Annotated in this window: 12 protein-coding genes; 10 read left to right on the plus strand and 2 right to left on the minus strand. The window is 48.2% G+C overall.

The window, feature by feature from the left end; all coding sequences use genetic code 11:
* Together ACZ45G_RS26690 and ACZ45G_RS26695 are read right to left on the minus strand one after the other, a co-directional pair.
* Positions 1-2295 (minus strand): efflux RND transporter permease subunit, encoded by a 2295-nt coding sequence (locus ACZ45G_RS26690; RefSeq protein WP_464173620.1) that lies wholly within the window; start codon positions 2293-2295, stop codon positions 1-3.
* Complete coding sequence (locus ACZ45G_RS26695) at positions 2292-3197, minus strand: WD40/YVTN/BNR-like repeat-containing protein (RefSeq protein ID WP_464173621.1); 906 nt, start codon at positions 3195-3197, stop codon at positions 2292-2294. The genes ACZ45G_RS26690 and ACZ45G_RS26695 overlap by 4 nt, the downstream gene beginning before the upstream one ends.
* Positions 3198-3935: 738 nt before the next feature.
* Between ACZ45G_RS26695 and ACZ45G_RS26700 the strand changes: the two genes are divergently transcribed.
* The 10 genes from ACZ45G_RS26700 (at position 3936) to ACZ45G_RS26745 (ending at position 16977) form a co-directional block, all read left to right on the plus strand.
* Positions 3936-4769, plus strand: a complete 834-nt coding sequence (locus ACZ45G_RS26700) for an SDR family NAD(P)-dependent oxidoreductase (RefSeq protein ID WP_464173622.1) — start codon at positions 3936-3938, stop codon at positions 4767-4769.
* Between the two features lie 47 nt (positions 4770-4816).
* Complete coding sequence (locus ACZ45G_RS26705) at positions 4817-6511, plus strand: thiamine pyrophosphate-binding protein (protein WP_464173623.1); 1695 nt, start codon at positions 4817-4819, stop codon at positions 6509-6511.
* A gap of 91 nt (positions 6512-6602) precedes the next feature.
* Positions 6603-7541, plus strand: coding sequence for a bile acid:sodium symporter family protein (locus ACZ45G_RS26710; protein WP_464173624.1), 939 nt, complete (start codon positions 6603-6605; stop codon positions 7539-7541).
* Between the two features lie 103 nt (positions 7542-7644).
* Complete coding sequence (gene xsc / locus ACZ45G_RS26715) at positions 7645-9417, plus strand: sulfoacetaldehyde acetyltransferase (protein ID WP_464173625.1); 1773 nt, start codon at positions 7645-7647, stop codon at positions 9415-9417.
* A 183-nt stretch (positions 9418-9600) separates the two neighbouring features.
* On the plus strand, positions 9601-10872 hold the full coding sequence (locus ACZ45G_RS26720; protein ID WP_464173626.1) for a PAS domain-containing protein: 1272 nt from the start codon (positions 9601-9603) through the stop codon (positions 10870-10872).
* 231 nt (positions 10873-11103) lie between these two features.
* Entirely contained in the window at positions 11104-12735 is a 1632-nt protein-coding gene (locus tag ACZ45G_RS26725) for an ATP-binding protein (RefSeq protein ID WP_464173627.1), read from the plus strand.
* A complete protein-coding gene (locus ACZ45G_RS26730; RefSeq protein ID WP_464173628.1) occupies positions 12732-13385 on the plus strand; it encodes a response regulator transcription factor in 654 nt (217 codons plus the stop codon). Before ACZ45G_RS26725 ends, ACZ45G_RS26730 begins: the two co-directional genes overlap by 4 nt.
* Positions 13386-13640: 255 nt before the next feature.
* On the plus strand, positions 13641-14294 hold the full coding sequence (locus ACZ45G_RS26735; protein ID WP_464173629.1) for a 4Fe-4S dicluster domain-containing protein: 654 nt from the start codon (positions 13641-13643) through the stop codon (positions 14292-14294).
* On the plus strand, positions 14287-16218 hold the full coding sequence (locus tag ACZ45G_RS26740; protein ID WP_464173630.1) for an aldehyde ferredoxin oxidoreductase family protein: 1932 nt from the start codon (positions 14287-14289) through the stop codon (positions 16216-16218). The genes ACZ45G_RS26735 and ACZ45G_RS26740 overlap by 8 nt, the downstream gene beginning before the upstream one ends.
* A 45-nt stretch (positions 16219-16263) precedes the next feature.
* A complete protein-coding gene (locus ACZ45G_RS26745; protein WP_464173631.1) occupies positions 16264-16977 on the plus strand; it encodes a 4Fe-4S dicluster domain-containing protein in 714 nt (237 codons plus the stop codon).
* Positions 16978-16979 lie beyond the last annotated feature (2 nt).

Consider the following 16979-nt stretch of genomic DNA (forward strand, 5'->3'; position numbering starts at 1 on the left):
TTATGAATTTGGTGAATTTAGATTTTGAATCCGTTTCCATTTACAAAGATCTGCAAGGAAAGGGAGGATAATGATCATACTGAATATTTGTGCAAAAACCGAAAAGGCAATCAAGGCGCAGGCGTCTGCCATAAACTTAAAATCCAACAGGGCCCATGGCAGCAGCATGACCGCTGGGATCAGGCCGAATCCGACGACGGGGCGAATCAGGGACTTAACAGCCAGTTTTCGGCCCCTGATAGTTTCGGGAAATAAAGGAAACTGCTTCCGGGCGCACACCACCAGACAAATACCCAGTGCTGCGCCAAACCCAATGGAAAGGGGGGCTGCCGGCGCGCTGTGGATGCTGATACAGATGCCCTGGAAGGCCATAAACATCCATGTCATTGCCTGGGCAATGATGGTGCTGAGCAAAATGACCAGGGCAGGTCCCACTGCCCGGAACACGAGGAGACACACAAAAAAGACAAGGATCAATGCGCCCCAAAGGCAGCCCCAATAGGCCTTGTTACCGGCATGGTCCATGGCGGCAATAACCCCCAGGAATCCAGCAAAAAGTCTGAAGTCGACCCGGTCCGACGGATGGTCAAGGATAAAGGCTTTGGCTTTGGACAACCGCTTTTTTATCAATTGGTTTGTGTCGTCGCCGTACATGGCCTGGATGGATCCGTTGGTCCATGTGTCATCTATCCACTGGCCGGCGGTTCCCCCCATTTTAATGGCCCCCCCCAGGGCAGATCGGTCCTGCTCATCCACAGGAATCAATGCCCATTTGGGATTTCCCTCATGGTATACCCGGGCCAGAAGCTTTATCATCATGGCAATGGAGATGCAGGCCCTGGCGTCGGTTTCATTTTCCAGATACCTTTGAAATTCATTGATCAATTCCATGGTTTTGAAATCGTTTAATGCACCTTTCTCCCGGCCCTCAACCATAATGGTCATGTTATAGGCACCGATAAATTTTTTATTAAAAAAGGAAAATGCCTGGTTGTAAGGGGCATCTGGAAAGAAAAAAGCAGATCCTGGCTCATTGTCACCAATATTGAGCCGGCTCACACCAACGCCGCCGCCTATCAGCAGGGCAAGGATCAGCAAGACAACCAGAACAGGGGAAACCCCCAGGACCGATACGGATCTGTTCCCGGGCGTACACGCTTTGGGGACCGGCAGAAACCACAGAAAAATGGGATTGGCCACCCCTACAATGAAAAAACTTGTCACGGCCCAGCACCCCCCCAGATATCCGGTCTGGGAGAGCAGCGGCAGATCTGAAGTTGAAAGGGTAAGGCTGGTAAGCCCAAGGAGGGTAAGCCCGATTGCCACAGGGGCCAGAAGATTTCCAAGTGCCAGTTCCACTGCCCGATGTTTTTCCGGAATCTCCAGATACCCACTGCGATAACGGCTGAAACAAAAAGCTGAAAAACCAGCCGAGACACCACAAGAAAACAACACCCAGGCAAGGGCCAGAAAGCTGATGGGAATCTTCAGGATGGATGCCAGACCAAAAGCCCACACAATGCTGAGGATTACGCTTGTCATGGACAATAAAACCCCGGTAATGCTGCCCAGATAAATCGTGAGAATGACCACCAGGGCCCCCACCATCCATATCCCCGCGGTTTTGAACTGGCCTGTGAGATGAATCAGATGGGCCCCAAGGGCAGGTGCCCCGGCAAAGTGTACCTTATACTGTTCAGTGGTGTTTGTTTGGGCAAGATCCTGGATATCCTTGTATAATTGTCCCAGGTTGTCGCCTTTTTTCCATTTTGCCATGATGGTTGCAGCGGTGCCGTCATAGGAGACAAACACCCCCCGGATACCGACATCTGTTTCCACACGTTTGCGCAGCCGGGCAAAATCTTCCGGGGTTTTCGGCATGTCCGGAAAAATCACCGGATTGGTTTCCACCCCCCATGCCGTTGCCTCCATGTGCTTGACACTTGTTTCGGTAATGGATTTGATATCCGACGCATCACAGCCGGGAAGGTGCAGGACAGATTGGGTTAGACCCTGAATCATGGAAATTGCCTCCTGGGTATAAATATCGCCGTTTTTTACCTCCAGGATGCAGATGAGCTTGTCCGGCGTCGCAAGCATGGTTTTAAATTTTTTGGTAAGCACCATGTTGGGATGGTGGGGAGGAAATAATACGCTGACATCTTTGCTGATCCCAAGGTTAGGAAGCTGGTACCCAAAAAATACGGTAGCGAGTAAAAAAACAGCCAGAAGCCAGATACGGTGCTGCAGTATAAACCGGGTCCAGGTGGACTCGGATCTCATAATTTTATTCATCTGGGATCCTCCTCTCCATTTTTAATAATTTTTTTTTGCCAATGAAGGGTGTCATTTCCCAGCCAGGCCGTCATACCCCTTGCACCGCCTATTATTCCGGTAAGATTGCCATCCCCTGATCTGCTACAGGATACAGTCCCCATCCAGAATGGCAGCATTTCCCGGGACCTGCCAAGTTCATTCCAACTGAAACCTGCATCCATGGAGCCAAGGACGGTACCGGCATCTCCTACGGCCAAGGCAGTATCTCCACAGATGGAAATACCGTAGATGGCTGCGGTACCAATGGTTTTTGAACGTTGCCAACTCAACCCATTGTCCTTTGAATAAATGATGACGCCGTCCAGGCCTGCGGCACAAAGAGTAGACCCTTCATGGCACAGACAAAAAAGTGTTGAGTCCACCGGAGATGCAACCTCCTGCCAGGTTATCCCCTTGTCCCTGGTATTAAAAATCCGACCCATTTCACCCACAACACATGCGCTTTGGGTCGTCAGTCTGACGACTCCGTAAAGAATGATGTCCTCTTCCAAAGACAGTTCTTGCCAAAAAGCACCACCATCATCGGTCATGACAATTTTACCCCAGTCTCCCACGGCAGCGCCATGGTCCTGGTCCAGAAAATCAATAGAGAAAAGGTGTTTGCCCACCCCGCTTTTCTGGGGTTGCCAAGTGTTTCCGCCATCTCTGGAGTTCAGTATGGTTCCGTTCCTGCCGGAAACCCATCCACTTTTGGCTGTGGGAAAACTGACTGAGAATAGGGGGCTGGTGCCACTGCGAATAGCCTTCCAATTATGGCCGGCATCGTTACTCAGAAAAATCTTGCCGCCCTCTCCCACGAGTACAATTTCTTCTGAAGAAAGGATGGCGGATGAAAACAGATTATTTTTTATAAGATTCACGGGGGGGGCTTCTCCTGCATCGAGTGAAGGAGGATGCATCCCCGGAAAAAACAAAAGCAGGCCAATGAAAAAAAATGAAAAAAAATTTATCTTTTTAGTCCCCATACATATCCCTCCATTGATTTAAAAAATCAATTAGTATCCCTACATTTTCTTACTGCTCCGCGTTACATTATAAGTTTCATAAAACTGATATCTGAAGATTTTATAAGGCAATTATCATACCAATACCGATAATAAATATTACTATCTTTAACTCCAAAGGAGGAACCGTTGAAAGAACAACAATGTCGACACTTATTAGATATATTTTTTTTCTGTAAAACTGAAAGACTTGGGCAACCATGTCAGGATCTATTACAATATGTAAACAGATTACTTGTTAGCTCCGGCTCATTCAGGATCATTTCATCCGGTTTGGTTTCGTTGGGGGACACCTCAACATAAAGCCTTCTTAAATAAAACAAGAAATCAGCTTAAAGGTTGTGTGCAGTGACTATTCATCGCCGTGTTGTTTTTTATATGATGCCCGGGTTTTGTTTTTAGTTGCCTGTTTATAGGAAAATTTTGGGCGACTGACAGACTGGTTTCCGGGCAGGAAAAATATTTTGCTGAATGGTATATTAATTGCTTATTATCATTATATATAGAATGGTGTTCTAAAAACAAACAAGTTTCAATATTACTATTGATACAGGAGACATCAGGGAGTGATCTCTGTCATCTAAAGGAGGAAATTTGAATTCATTGGAAAAGAAAATTGCATTGATTACCGGTTCAGGAAAAAAATCAGGTATCGGATATGCCATGGCCAGAAAGATGGCTTCCATGGGCGCCCATATCATTATTGCAGATTTTGGAAATGCCCAGGGGTTTAATGCGGATGTGGGAACAGGTTCCATGTCTGAGATGGATACTATTGCTACAGAGCTTGCCGCCGAGTTCGGCATCAAAACCCTGGCTGTGAATCTGGATGTGACAAATACGGATCTGGTTGAAGCAATGGCCAAAACGGTTAAAGAAAAATTTGGTCAGGTTGATATCCTGTGCAACAATGCCGGTGCCACCTTCGGTGTGCCCAACGGGGTCAATACCTATGATGAGACCGCCTGGATAAAAACGGTAGATGTAAACCTCCACGGGGTTTTTCGTGTCTCCAAAGCCATTATACCGCTGATGTCTGAAAAAGGAGGCAGTATTATCAACACCGCATCCAGAGCCGGCAAAGTACCGCCTTTATTTAACGGGGCCTATGCCGTATCCAAGGCCGGTGTCATCATGCTCACCAAGGTCATGGCCAAGGAACTATCTGGATTTAAGATCCGGGTTAATGCCATCTGTCCCGGCCAGATCTCGACCGACCTTGAACGATGGCGGTTTGGCCTGGAAGCTCAGTTTCTCAATACCACCGTTGCGGAACAGGAAGAAAAAATGTGCCAGACGATTCCCCTGGGACGGATCGGCACCCCTTCCGAGGTGGCGGATATGGCTGTTTTTCTGGCATCGGATGCCTCAAGCTATGTCACAGGGCAGGCTTTGAATATCTGTGGTGGACAGCTCATGGAGCTTTAATAAAAAAATCAAACGATACAAGCTTAAGTATAAAAAAAGGAGTCGGTATGGAAACAATTACAGGTGCAGAACTGGTAGCACAGGCATTAATTGACAGAAAAATAAAGCATATTTTTTCTCTGAGCGGCGGGCATATTACCCCGATTTATCAACATCTTGAAGGCACTGATGTGAAAATTTACGATACCCGCCATGAGCAGTCAGCCTTATTTATGGCAGAAGCATGGGGAAAGATGACCCGAACAGCCGGTGTTGCAATGGTTACGGCAGGTCCCGGGTTTACCAATTCATTGACTGGCGTGGCCAGTGCCCATTTTTCCAACACCCCTCTGGTATTGATCGCAGGATGTGTGGGAATGGACAACAAGGAAAAACTGGATCTCCAGGACATGCCCCAGGAAGCGGTTATCAAGCCCATGGTAAAAAAAGCCCTGGTTTGTCAGCGGCCGGAGCGGGTAATTGAATACGTGGATATGGCCTTTCGGATTGCAGAAAGTGGCAGGCCGGGACCTGTGTATCTGGAATTTCCCATTGATGTGCTCAATGCGTCGGTTGACAAGGAAAAGGTGCGGCGAACCAAGACCTGTGTCGTTTCCCACCCGTCAGATCCGGACAAGGCAAAGGAATTGATGGACATGATTCAGGCTGCCCAAAAACCCCTGGTGATCGCAGGAACCGGTGCCTGGCAATCCCATGCAGAAACTGAACTTAAAACCTTTATTGAAGCCACGGGTATCCCTCTATTCACTTCCCTGTCCGGCCGGGGGATTTTATCTGATACCCATCCCCTTTGTTTTGAGGGGGCTTTGGCCATTCGTCCCGGCGGCGGGTTTGCCGCCTATATTGAAACCGATCTTGTTATTATTCTGGGTACCCGTATCTCCCTTTTTTTTATGTTCGGGGATGTTTTCAATCCAGCCGCCAAGATTGCCCAGGTGGATATTATGCCCGAAGAGATCGGCCGGAACAGGACAGTCGACCTGCCCATTGCCAGTGATATCAAAGCGTTTTTAACCCAGTGCAATGCGATTATTGAATCAAAAAAATTAAGCAATTCTTTAACTCAAAAATTTTCACCCTGGATTAAAACAGTAAACACTGCCCATGAACAAGGCAAATCACTTGCCCAAAAGGACTGGGGCTCTGAGAATATCCCCATCCATCCCATGCGCCTTGCGCGGGAGATCAATGAATTCATGGACAAAGAAGACGATGTGGTGGTGGCAGACGGCGGGGATACCACCACATGGCTTGGCATGACACGAACCTTAAAAGTTGGCGGCACCTATCTGGACTATGGGATTTTTGGATCCCTTGCGGTTGGGTTGCCCTATACCAATGCCGCCAAGTTATTGTATCCGGACAGCCGGGTTCTTCTTATGACCGGAGATGGGTCTGTGGGATTTAATTTCATGGAGTTTGAAACCGCTATCCGAAAAAAAAGACCCATTGTGGTGGTCATTTCCAATGACCTTGGCTGGGGAATGATCCGTCACAGTCAGGAAATCAGAATCGGACATGCCATAGAGGGCGGCACTTTTATCGGTCGTGTGGATTACCATAAAATGGTGGAAGCCATCGGGGGGAAAGGATACCTGGTGGAAGATCCCAAGGATATAAAACCTGCCCTGGAAAAGGCCTTTGCCTCGGGTAAGGTCTGTTGCATCAATGTGATGGTGGATCCGACCACCGTGAGCCCGGGTAGTATGGCTCTGGCCAATATTGGCGCATACAAAGCATAGAGTGGTGAGTTTTGAGTGGTGAGTTTTGAGAGAAACGCTCACCACTCAAAACTTTTAAAAAAATATTTTATAAAGAAAGGGGGACACGCATATGAATCCTGTCACATTGGATCAGGTGAGATTAAATTTCAACCCAACGGGAATTGCTATCATTAATGTGGCCATTGGATTAATGATGCTGGGTGTCGCCCTTGACTTGAAGCTGGAAGATTTTAAGCGAATAATCACAAACCCAAAAGCGCCATTGATAGGCCTGGTTGCCCAGTTCTTGTTATTACCGGCCTTTACTTTTCTTCTGGTGCTCATTATCAAGCCCTATCCCTCCATAGCTCTTGGCATGATGTTGGTGGCTGCCTGTCCCGGAGGGAATCTATCCAATATTATTACTTACTTGGCCCAGGGAAACTCGGCTGTTTCCATCAGCATGACGGCTATTTCAACGGTTGCCGCCATTGTCATGACGCCCTTGAATATTTCTTTTTGGGGAGGAATGACACCTGCCACCAGTGCTATTATGAAACAGGTCAGTCTTAACCCGGCAGATGTGTTTGTAACGGTTTTTCTTATCCTTGGGATTCCCCTGATTGTGGGTATGACCCTGGGCCATTATTATCCTGCTCTTGCCGAAAAGGTGAGAAAACCCTTTAAAATATTTTCTCTGGTTTTTTTCATCATAATTGTCTGTGGTGCCCTGGCTGCCAATTGGCAAAATTTTCTCACATATATCGGATTTGTGGTCTTTGCCGTCCTGCTACACAATGCCATGGCATTGAACCTAGGCTATTGGTCCGCCAGAATTGTCGGGCTTCCGGAAAGGGATTGCCGGGCTGTCTGTATTGAGGTAGGGATCCAAAATTCCGCCCTGGGGTTGGTACTGGTCTTTAATTTTTTCGATGGCCTCGGTGGAATGGCCATTGTAGTCGCCTGGTGGGGAATTTGGCATATTATAGCAGGGCTTACAACTGTATTTATTTTCACCCGAATCAAAAAAAATAAAAATGAAGAGCCCCTTGGAGAATCGAAAAAATGAAAAAATAAAAACAAACTCAATAGATATACTCAATATTAGTCTGTGAAGTACTGCAGAATCCCCTTTATATGGGAAAAAAACAATCAATAATGGAGGTAGTACAATGAAAATGACCACAGAAGAAGCCTTTGTAAAAGTTCTCCAAATGCATGGGATCGAACATGCATTCGGTATTATTGGTTCGGCGATGATGCCCATTTCCGATCTATTCCCCAAGGCAGGCATCACTTTCTGGGATTGCGCCCATGAAGGCAATGCCGGCATGATGGCAGACGGTTACACCCGGGCTTCCGGCAAAATGTCCATGATGGTGGGCCAGAACGGCCCCGGTATCACAAACTTTGTGACCCCTGTAAAAACTGCATATTGGAACCACACACCCCTGCTTTTGGTAACCCCCCAGGCAACAAACATGGCCATGGGTCAGGGCGGATTCCAGGAAGTTCCCCAGATGTCTGTTTTCGAAGACATGGTGGCTTACCAGGAAGAGGTTCGTCATCCGGCCCGCATTGCCGAAGTTCTCAACCGGGTGATCATGCACGCGAAACGCGCATCTGCTCCGGCCCAAATCAATGTACCCCGTGATTTCTGGACCCAGGTGATTGATATTGAACTGCCGGCCATTGTGGAGTTTGAACTGCCCGCCGGTGGTGAGCAAGCCATTGCCAAGGCAGCAGCGCTTTTGTCAGATGCAAAATTTCCTGTCATCCTTAATGGGGGCGGTGTTGTGATCGGTGGTGCCATCAAAGAGTCAATGGCGTTGGCCGAAAAATTAGATGCCCCGGTTTGCTGCGGTTACCAGCACAACGATGCCTTCCCCGGAAGCCATCCCCTGTACACGGGAACCCTGGGTTACAATGGTTCAAGGGCCAGCATGGAGCTGATTGCCAAGGCCGATGTTGTTCTGGCCCTGGGAACCCGCTTAAACCCCTTTTCCACCCTGCCCGGCTACGGCCTTAACTATTGGCCGACAACTGCATCCATCATCCAGGTTGACATCAACACCGACCGCATCGGCCTGACAAAACCGGTAACCGTAGGAATCGTTGGTGACGCCAAAAAAGTTGCCAAGGGTATCCTGGCAAAGCTATCCGCCACTGCCGGGGATGCAGACCGCAAGGATCGCAAGGCAACCATTGAAAAAATCAAAGCCCACTGGTCCACAGACCTTGCCGGCATGGATCATGAAGCAGATGATGCCGGCACAACATGGAACGAACGTGCCCGCAAACAAGATCCTGATAAAATCACCTCCCGCATGGCATGGCGAGCCATACAGAAGGCATTACCGGAAAACGCCATCATCTCTTCTGACATCGGAAATTCTTGTGCCCTGGGCGCTGCATACCCCACCTTTGAAGAGGGTCGTAAATATCTGGCTCCCGGTATGTTCGGGCCTTGCGGATACAGTTTCCCTGCCATCTGCGGTGCTAAAATCGCCCAGCCCAATGTTCCCGTTGTAGGCTTTGCCGGTGACGGTGCCTTTGGTATCTCAATGAATGAAATGGTTTCCTGCGGTCGTGGCGATTGGCCTGCCATTACCATGATCATCTTCCGCAACTACCATTGGGGGGCTGAAAAACGAAACACCACGCTCTGGTATTCCGACAACTTTGTTGGAACAGAGCTGAACCGGGATGTTAACTATGCAAAGATTGCAAAAGCCTGCGGTATTGAAGGCGTCCAGGCAACCTCCATGGAGGATCTGACCGAAAAACTTTGTGCGGCTGTTAAGGCTCAGGAAGAAGGAAAGACCACTTTCATTGAGGTGCTGACCAATATGGAACTGGGCGAACCCTTCCGCCGGGATGCCATGACAACCCCTGTTGCAGTTGCAGGAATTGACAAGGCGGATATGCGTCCCCAAAAGGGATAGCGGCATATTGGAATAATTATAAAAAAAACCATTATACTTTCCCGGGTTTCGACATAGGGTCATTGTCATACAAATGATTTTGTTATAACCTTAGGGAAAGTATAAAAAACTCATGTTTTTGTACTGCCATCGTTTTTTGAAGGGAACCGATAAATTCAAGGATTGAATCAGGAGGACCGGGGTATGGACGATGACAAGATGATGGAAAATTTGTTTGAGACCATTTCCATCCCCCTGTTTATTTTTCATGCCCACAGGGGAGATATTGTTCTTGCAGATCGAAATGAGGCTTCAAAAAAAATCGCTATCTGTGAACCGGGGCAGGCCACCGGGGAAATTTTCAAAACTATTCCACAAATTGTGACGGATATTGACACCTGTTTTTCAAAAGAAAGAAATTTAAAAAGAGAACTTCTTTTCACCCAGGTTGATGGCAGGATAAAATATTTCAGGTTCACCTTTTCCCTGTTATCAAAAAAGTTTTTGGTCATGCATGTCCAGGATATTTCTGAATTCAGGCTTGTGGAGTCGGAACTGCGTAAAAGCAAAGAAAGATTGGAATTGGCTATTTTTGCCACGGATGCCGGACTCTGGGACTGGAATATTGACAGCGACCAATTGTTACTCAGTGACGAATGGTGTGCAATATTGGGATATACACCCGATGAAGTGGATTCTAGCATCAGTTTCTGGGAAAATTTGATCCATCCGGATGACCGAGACCGGGTGATGAAACAATTTTATGATCATTTGCACGGGCTTACACAAAGATATCAGACCCAACATCGGCTCAAGTGTAAAACCGGACAATGGAAATGGCTGCTGGATACCGGCAAGGTAGTGGAAAGAGACATCAATGGCAAAGCGCTTCGGATGATCGGCACCAAGACCGATATTACCCGGAGAATGGCGATGGAACAGGAGATCAAGTATCTTAATTCAAAGCTGGAAAAGCTTGTGGAAAAAAGAACACTGAAACTCAAGAAGAAAGAGTCATCCCTGATCAAGTCTCAGCAGGAATTGAGAAATAAATCCCTTCACCTGGAAGAGGTCAATAACGCACTTCAGGTGTTGATGGAAAAAAATAACGTCGATAAAAAAGAACTTCAGCAAAATCTTCTGACCAATATCGAAGTCCAGGTTCTTCCCTTTCTTGATAAAATTGAAACCAGTCCTTTAAGCGATCTTCAAAGGTCTTGCCTGGGTATTATCCGGTCCAATCTGCAGGAAATGACTGCACCTTTTTCCAGAAAATTAACATCAAGTCTTGTGAAGCTGACACCGGCCCAGGTAAAAATTGCCAATTTTATCCGACAGGGCAAGTCCAGCAAGGAGATGGCAGACCTTCTTTTTTTGTCCAGCAAAACCATTGAAACCCAGCGCCGCAACATAAGAAAAAAACTGGGTATCACCCAAAAAAAAATAAACTTGAGAACCTATCTTGAGTCCCTTTAAACCGGGTATTAAAAGTACCTATTTTGTACTCAAAGATAAAGGGTTGTCTTTGCTTTGATTTTTGTCCCATAATAGTGACAGTTTTATTACGGCCCTTGGCTGTGGAATATCTCTAAGGACCGTATAATATTTTTTTCAATGGGTTGAACTATGCCATTTCAGGTGGAAAAAATACAAGATTTGACGTGTCTGCCGGGTACAATGGACCCTGAAAGCCTTTGGAGTCCCAGCTTGAAGCTTCCTTTAAATTCAGGAATAGACTCACCTCAAAATTTGTCCGCCAATAACCGGGTGCTCATGGAACGATACATCCAGATCTATGAAAATGCGCCGGTGGGTTATTTTACCCTGTCAGACGAGGGGTTCATCTACGAGTCCAATACCACCGGGGCAAATTTGCTGAATACCCGCAAAAGAGACTTGCCGGGGATGCAATTTATAAAATTTGTCCTGCCGGAGTTTAAATCTGTTTTTTTGAATCATTGCAAACGGGTAATTGAACGAGGAACACGGCAGACCTGTGATTTAAAGCTTTTGCCCTGCCAAAACCAATGTTTTTTCGGCCGGCTGGAAAGTGTTGCCGAACCGGAAATAGCCAACAAAGACAGACGGATTCGAACCACTCTGTGGGATATTACCCAAAGGCGGAGGACAGAATCTGCCCTTGAAATCAGTGAATCCCAGCAACAGGTTGTCACTGAACTGGGTCGACTGGCCCTGGCGGGTGAAAAATTCATCTCTTTGTTGGATAAGGCCCTGGCAAGCGTATTGGATACCCTGAGACTGGAGATAGGCGAGGTCCTTGAATGGCTCCCCGACTGCGGCCAATTTTCGATCCGGTCTGCCCGGGGCTGGAAAAAAGGCCTGGTGGGCCGGAAACGGATCAAGGGGGGCACTGAATCCCAGTCCGGCTTTACCCTGCTTTCAGGCAAACCTGTGTTGGTGGAAGCCCTTCAGACGGAAACCCGATTTAAAAGCCCTCTACCCGGGCTGTGTAACCATTGTGTCGTCAGCGGGGTAAGCGTTTTGATCGGCAAACCCGGTAAGGTCTTTGGAATCCTGGGGGTGCATTCATCAAAAACACGTAAATTCAAAAAAAATGATATTATTTTTCTTCAGTCAGTGGCCCACATTCTTGCATCTGTTGTAGAACAGGAAACGGCAAGAACGGTGCTGAAAAATTCTGAAAAAAGATTGCAATTCTTATCCTCCCATCTTTTAACCGCCCAGGAGGAGGAACGCAAAAAAGTGGCATATATGCTCCATGACGATCTCGGGCAATCCCTGACCCTTTTAAAACTGCAGATCAGCGCCATTAAAATGAAAATCGAAAAGGATGGCAATGGGGCAAAGGCCGACTGCCGGCTTGCCATGGAAAATATTTCAAAAACCATTGAAACTGTCAGGGAAATTTCCCACAGCCTGACCCCGTCAGTCCTCAAGGACCTGGGACTGTCGGTTGCATTGCAATGCCTGTTTGAAGATTTTTCCCGGTATTTCAATGTTCACATCCAGATAGATATGGGAGATATGGACAAGTGGCTTGCCCAGGAGTCAAAAATTCTTATTTACCGGATCTTTCAGGAAGCGTTTACCAATATTGTCAGACATGCTAAGGCAGACCAGATATGGGTTTGTGTGGCCAAGCACAATCACCGGTATCGGTTCGACATACAAGACAATGGAACCGGATTTGACCTCAATGGCCTGCAGGGTAACCTGAAAGATTCCGGCATGGGGCTGACCGCCATGAATGAACGGGTCAGGATGCTGGGGGGGCAATTGCGAATTGAAAATCGCAGGAGCCGCGGCACACGGCTTTGGTTTGAAATACCAGATTGTCACGGGGAACCTGAACCATGAACACTTGCCGGGTGGTAATTGCAGATGATCATGCCATGCTGCGCAGGGGGATTTGCCAGATCATTGAAACAAAGGAAGGGGTATCTGTGGTGGGGGAGGCTGGTGACGGACTTGAGTTGCTGAACCTTTTGAGCACCCGGCCGGCTGACCTTGTGATTCTGGACATTTCCATGCCCAGAATGAGAGGGATTGAAGCGGCAAGGGAGATACGAACGGCCTATCCAGATATCAAGATCTTGTTTCTTTCCATGCACAAAAGAAAGGAATATCTCTATCATGCTTTTTCCGCCGGTGCCAACGGGTATTTGCTCAAGGAAGATACCGATACTGAAATTTTGACTGCCATGGATACCATCCTTGCGGGCAAGGCATTTCTTTCTTCTATTCTTATCAAGGAAATGCCTGATATCCTGACCGATATTGTTAAAAATGGGTTTAATTCTCCAGGTAAACCACTTTCTTCCCGGGAAGAAGAAGTGCTCACGCTCCTTGCCGAAGGTGAATCCAACAAAAAAATTGCCGACATTCTGTGTATCAGTACCCGAACCGTTGAGCACCATAGGGCCAGCATCATGAAAAGGCTTAGCTTGAGAACACTTGCAGATCTGATCAAATACGCCATTCGTGAAGGATATACCTCAGACGAATAACCCCCTCCCCCATCTTAGAACCGCAAATTTTATTTCAGGGTATTCCCATCGAGTAAGGTATACCCAGTATTCCAAGATTAGCCTCTCCTCCCTGATGATTTCAAAATTAGGTATAAATACCCATATGAAATTGGGTATTTCCCCCAATTGTTTAACCGTTCTTATCCTGTTAAAAAATCTATAGCACAATAGAAAGAATTGCCAAGGCGTATAAAAGATTTTTTGATAAATATCTGAAATAGATAAGGAGGGGGAATGGAAAAAGAAAGGGTCAAAAAGAATATTCCTGAATCTCTGGACAAGGGCAGCACCCGGCGGGGATTTTTGAAAAAAACTGCGGTTGCGGCAGCCGGTGGAGCGCTTGCAATAGCCACTGCGGGGTGTGTGACCTCACAAAAAACCGGCAATGCAGATCCCAGGCTTAAACAGGTAGAGGGGAAAACCTATAACCAGACGCTGAACCATATTGTCGTGGATCCAGAAAAATGTTCCGGTTGCCGGCATTGTGAGTTGGTCTGCAGCGAGCACCTTTTTGGTGTATTCAATCCCAAGCTCAGTGCCATCCGGGTGGAACGTAAATACGGCGGTGCCGCCCCCTGGGTACAGACCCATACCTGTCATCAGTGCGCGGAGGCCCCATGCCTGAGCGTCTGCCCCAAAGACGCGCTGGATCGGGACAAAAAAACCGGTGCGGTGGTGATTGATGCCAAAAAATGCGACGGGTGCGGCGACTGTGTGAAAGTCTGTCCATTCAACATGATAAAAATCCGCAAAGTGACCAAAAAGGCGTTTAAGTGTGATCTGTGCGGAGGAGACCCTCAATGTGTAGCAGAATGCCCGATGGGTGCGTTGAACCTGAAGGCACCCATTTGGTATCAGGGAGAATCAGGAGGTGCAAACAATGGCTAAAGCATATGCAGGAACCGGGTTGAGAATAAACCTGTCAACCGGTGAAATTATCAAGGAAAAATTCAGCAAAAGCGCTGCCAAATCCTATGTGGGCGGTTATCTTCTGGGCATGAAACTCTTGTATGATAACTACAAACCAGGAACCGATGCCTTTGACCCGGGAAATCCCCTGATCTTCTGCACGGGTCCCCTGACCGGTACCACGGCTCCCACGGCAGCGAGCATCACCTGCCATACCAAATCGCCTTTGAGCACCTTTGTCGCCGGACGGGCCGGAGGGCACCTGGGACCGGAACTCAAATTTGCCGGGTATGATTATATCATGATTACCGGCAAGGCGAAAAAACCGGTCTGGTTATGGATCGACGATGACAAGGTCGAACTCAGGGATGCCAGGAATCTTTGGGGACGGCTGGTAGAGGAAACTGACGAAGCCATCAAGGGCATTGTGGGCGATGAGGATATCGAAACCATGATTATCGGCCCGGCCGGTGAGAATAAAGTACGGATTGCCACTATCAACTGCAATGTGGACCGCGTGTTTGGAAGGGGCGGGCCTGGGGCGGTCATGGGCTCCAAAAACTTCAAGGCCGTCGGCATAAGAGGCAGCAAAAGCCTTACTGTGGCCGATCCGAAACGGTTTAAACGGGCCGTTGCCCAGAACATGAAAGATCTCAAGGAAAGAGACGAATGGTCGTGGAACAGCATGCCGAAGGTGGGCACCGCCGGTTGGATGAGCGCGGTTAATTACTATGGCATGCTGCCGGTAAAAAATTTCCAGGAAAACCACAGCGATTCCATTGCCAGCGGGCTCGATGAAAAGGCCTATGTCAAAAAACTCAAGATCAGGCCCTATGCTTGTTTCAACTGCCCGCTGACCTGCAGTCATTATACGCCGACCCTCCAGGAAGGGAAATACGCCGGAACCAGCAGCGGAGCAGTGGAATATGAAACCGCAGCAGGGTTAGGTGCCCGGTGCGGCATCCGTAATATCCAGGCGGTGGCCAAGGCGACAGAACTGTGCGCACAGTATGGCATCGATACGATTTCATGCGGAAGCACCATCGCCTGGGCCATGGAGTGTGCCGAACGGGGACTGCTGACCGTCGAGGAAACCGATGGCGAGGAGCTGTATTTCGGCAATATCGATGCGATGGTGAACCTTGTGGAGAAAATCGGAAACAGAGAAGGCCTGGGAGATCTTCTGGCGGAAGGGACCCTGCGGGCATCAAACAAGATCGGTAAAGGAACACAAGCATATGCCATGCAGGTAAAAGGCCTGGAGATCAGCGCAGCGAGTCCGCGTACCTCAAAATGCGTCTCCGTTATGTATGCCATGAATGAGCGCGGCGGTCATCACATGGACCCCTATGCTCCCTCCCTTGACGCCTACGGCTATACCAACAAGGAGGCCGGCATGCCCCGGCAGCTCAACCCCTATGAAAGCGGGGACACCGGGGATGTCTTCCGGCTGAAAAAATATACCAAGCTGGCGGATATTCTGGGCACCTGTGCCTTTACGGTCATTGACCTCCAGACCCTTCCCAGCACGGCCGGGGAACTTTTTTCAGCGGCCACGGGTATCGAAATGAGCGGCCAGAAACTTCTTGAAAAGGCTGAGATGCTCATCACACTGATGCGTGCCTTCAACGCCCGTAACGGATTGACTGCCAAGGATGACACGTTGCCCGATCGGTTTACCAAGGAGCCTATCATGGTCAATGTGCCCAAGGAACTGCAGCAATTTAGCAAAGGAAAATCAAAGATTAAAAAGGTGGCCAACGTCGAGAAAGACGTGGGCGACTATTATAAGGCTGCCGGTTATGACAGCAAAACCGGACTGCCGTCGGAAAAACGATTCAAAGAACTGGGTCTAGGTGAGGTGGCAGAAGATTTGAAAAACAAGGGAATTTCCCTGGCCTGATATCCTGGCTTTGGCTTCCCATGATCAAAATCAAGGAGAAAATTAATGAAGAAAAAAGACGATGAAATCAGTCAAGATCTGCTGGAAGAAAAAACGTCTCGCCGCAGTTTTCTAAAAAAAATAGGTACAGCAGCCGCGGGTGTTGCCGTGGTGGCTGCCACCGGCAAGGTGACGGCGCCTGCAACGGCGGCTGAAAAACCTGCTGCCAAACCGGTCATGAAATATTTGTTTGCAGAACGGATAAACTGTACCGGGTGCAGGGCGTGTGAATACGCCTGCAGTCTTCACCATGAAGGCGTGGTCCGCCCGTCCATGTCCCGTATCCATGTGCTCCGGTACAAGGGAGTCGTGGATGTCCCGGTGATTTGCTGGCATTGTGATGATGCCCCCTGTATCAAAGCCTGTCCCACCACACCCAAAGCCATTGAGAAAGATCCAAAAACCAATGGGATCAAGCTTAACGCAAACCTTTGTATTGGTGCCAAGTGCAACAAATGCATTGAAGCCTGCCCGAGTCAGTTTATCCGGCGAAGCCCGGATAACGGCATGCCGCTCATGTGTGATCTGTGTGACGGAGACCCTGAATGTGTAAAGGCCTGCATTGCACAGTCAGGCAATCCACTGGGGCCCTGCCTGATGACGGGAAAGGTTGGATTCGGGGTAAATATGGCATATCGAAATGTCACCCCGGAAGATGCTGGGGCTGATTTGCTCCAGAATATGTTTTATCCTAATGAAGACGGAGAAAGGAGAGATTAATC

Source organism: Desulfoconvexum algidum (assembly GCF_055382125.1).

Coding starts and splice junctions, on each gene's coding strand:
- ACZ45G_RS26690 (WP_464173620.1), bottom strand. CDS start 2,295: ATGAATAAAATTATGAGATCCGAGTCCACCTGGACCCGGTTTATACTG.
- ACZ45G_RS26705 (WP_464173623.1), top strand. CDS start 4,817: ATGGAAACAATTACAGGTGCAGAACTGGTAGCACAGGCATTAATTGAC.
- ACZ45G_RS26710 (WP_464173624.1), top strand. CDS start 6,603: ATGAATCCTGTCACATTGGATCAGGTGAGATTAAATTTCAACCCAACG.
- xsc (WP_464173625.1), top strand. CDS start 7,645: ATGAAAATGACCACAGAAGAAGCCTTTGTAAAAGTTCTCCAAATGCAT.
- ACZ45G_RS26720 (WP_464173626.1), top strand. CDS start 9,601: ATGGACGATGACAAGATGATGGAAAATTTGTTTGAGACCATTTCCATC.
- ACZ45G_RS26730 (WP_464173628.1), top strand. CDS start 12,732: ATGAACACTTGCCGGGTGGTAATTGCAGATGATCATGCCATGCTGCGC.
- ACZ45G_RS26735 (WP_464173629.1), top strand. CDS start 13,641: ATGGAAAAAGAAAGGGTCAAAAAGAATATTCCTGAATCTCTGGACAAG.
- ACZ45G_RS26740 (WP_464173630.1), top strand. CDS start 14,287: ATGGCTAAAGCATATGCAGGAACCGGGTTGAGAATAAACCTGTCAACC.
- ACZ45G_RS26745 (WP_464173631.1), top strand. CDS start 16,264: ATGAAGAAAAAAGACGATGAAATCAGTCAAGATCTGCTGGAAGAAAAA.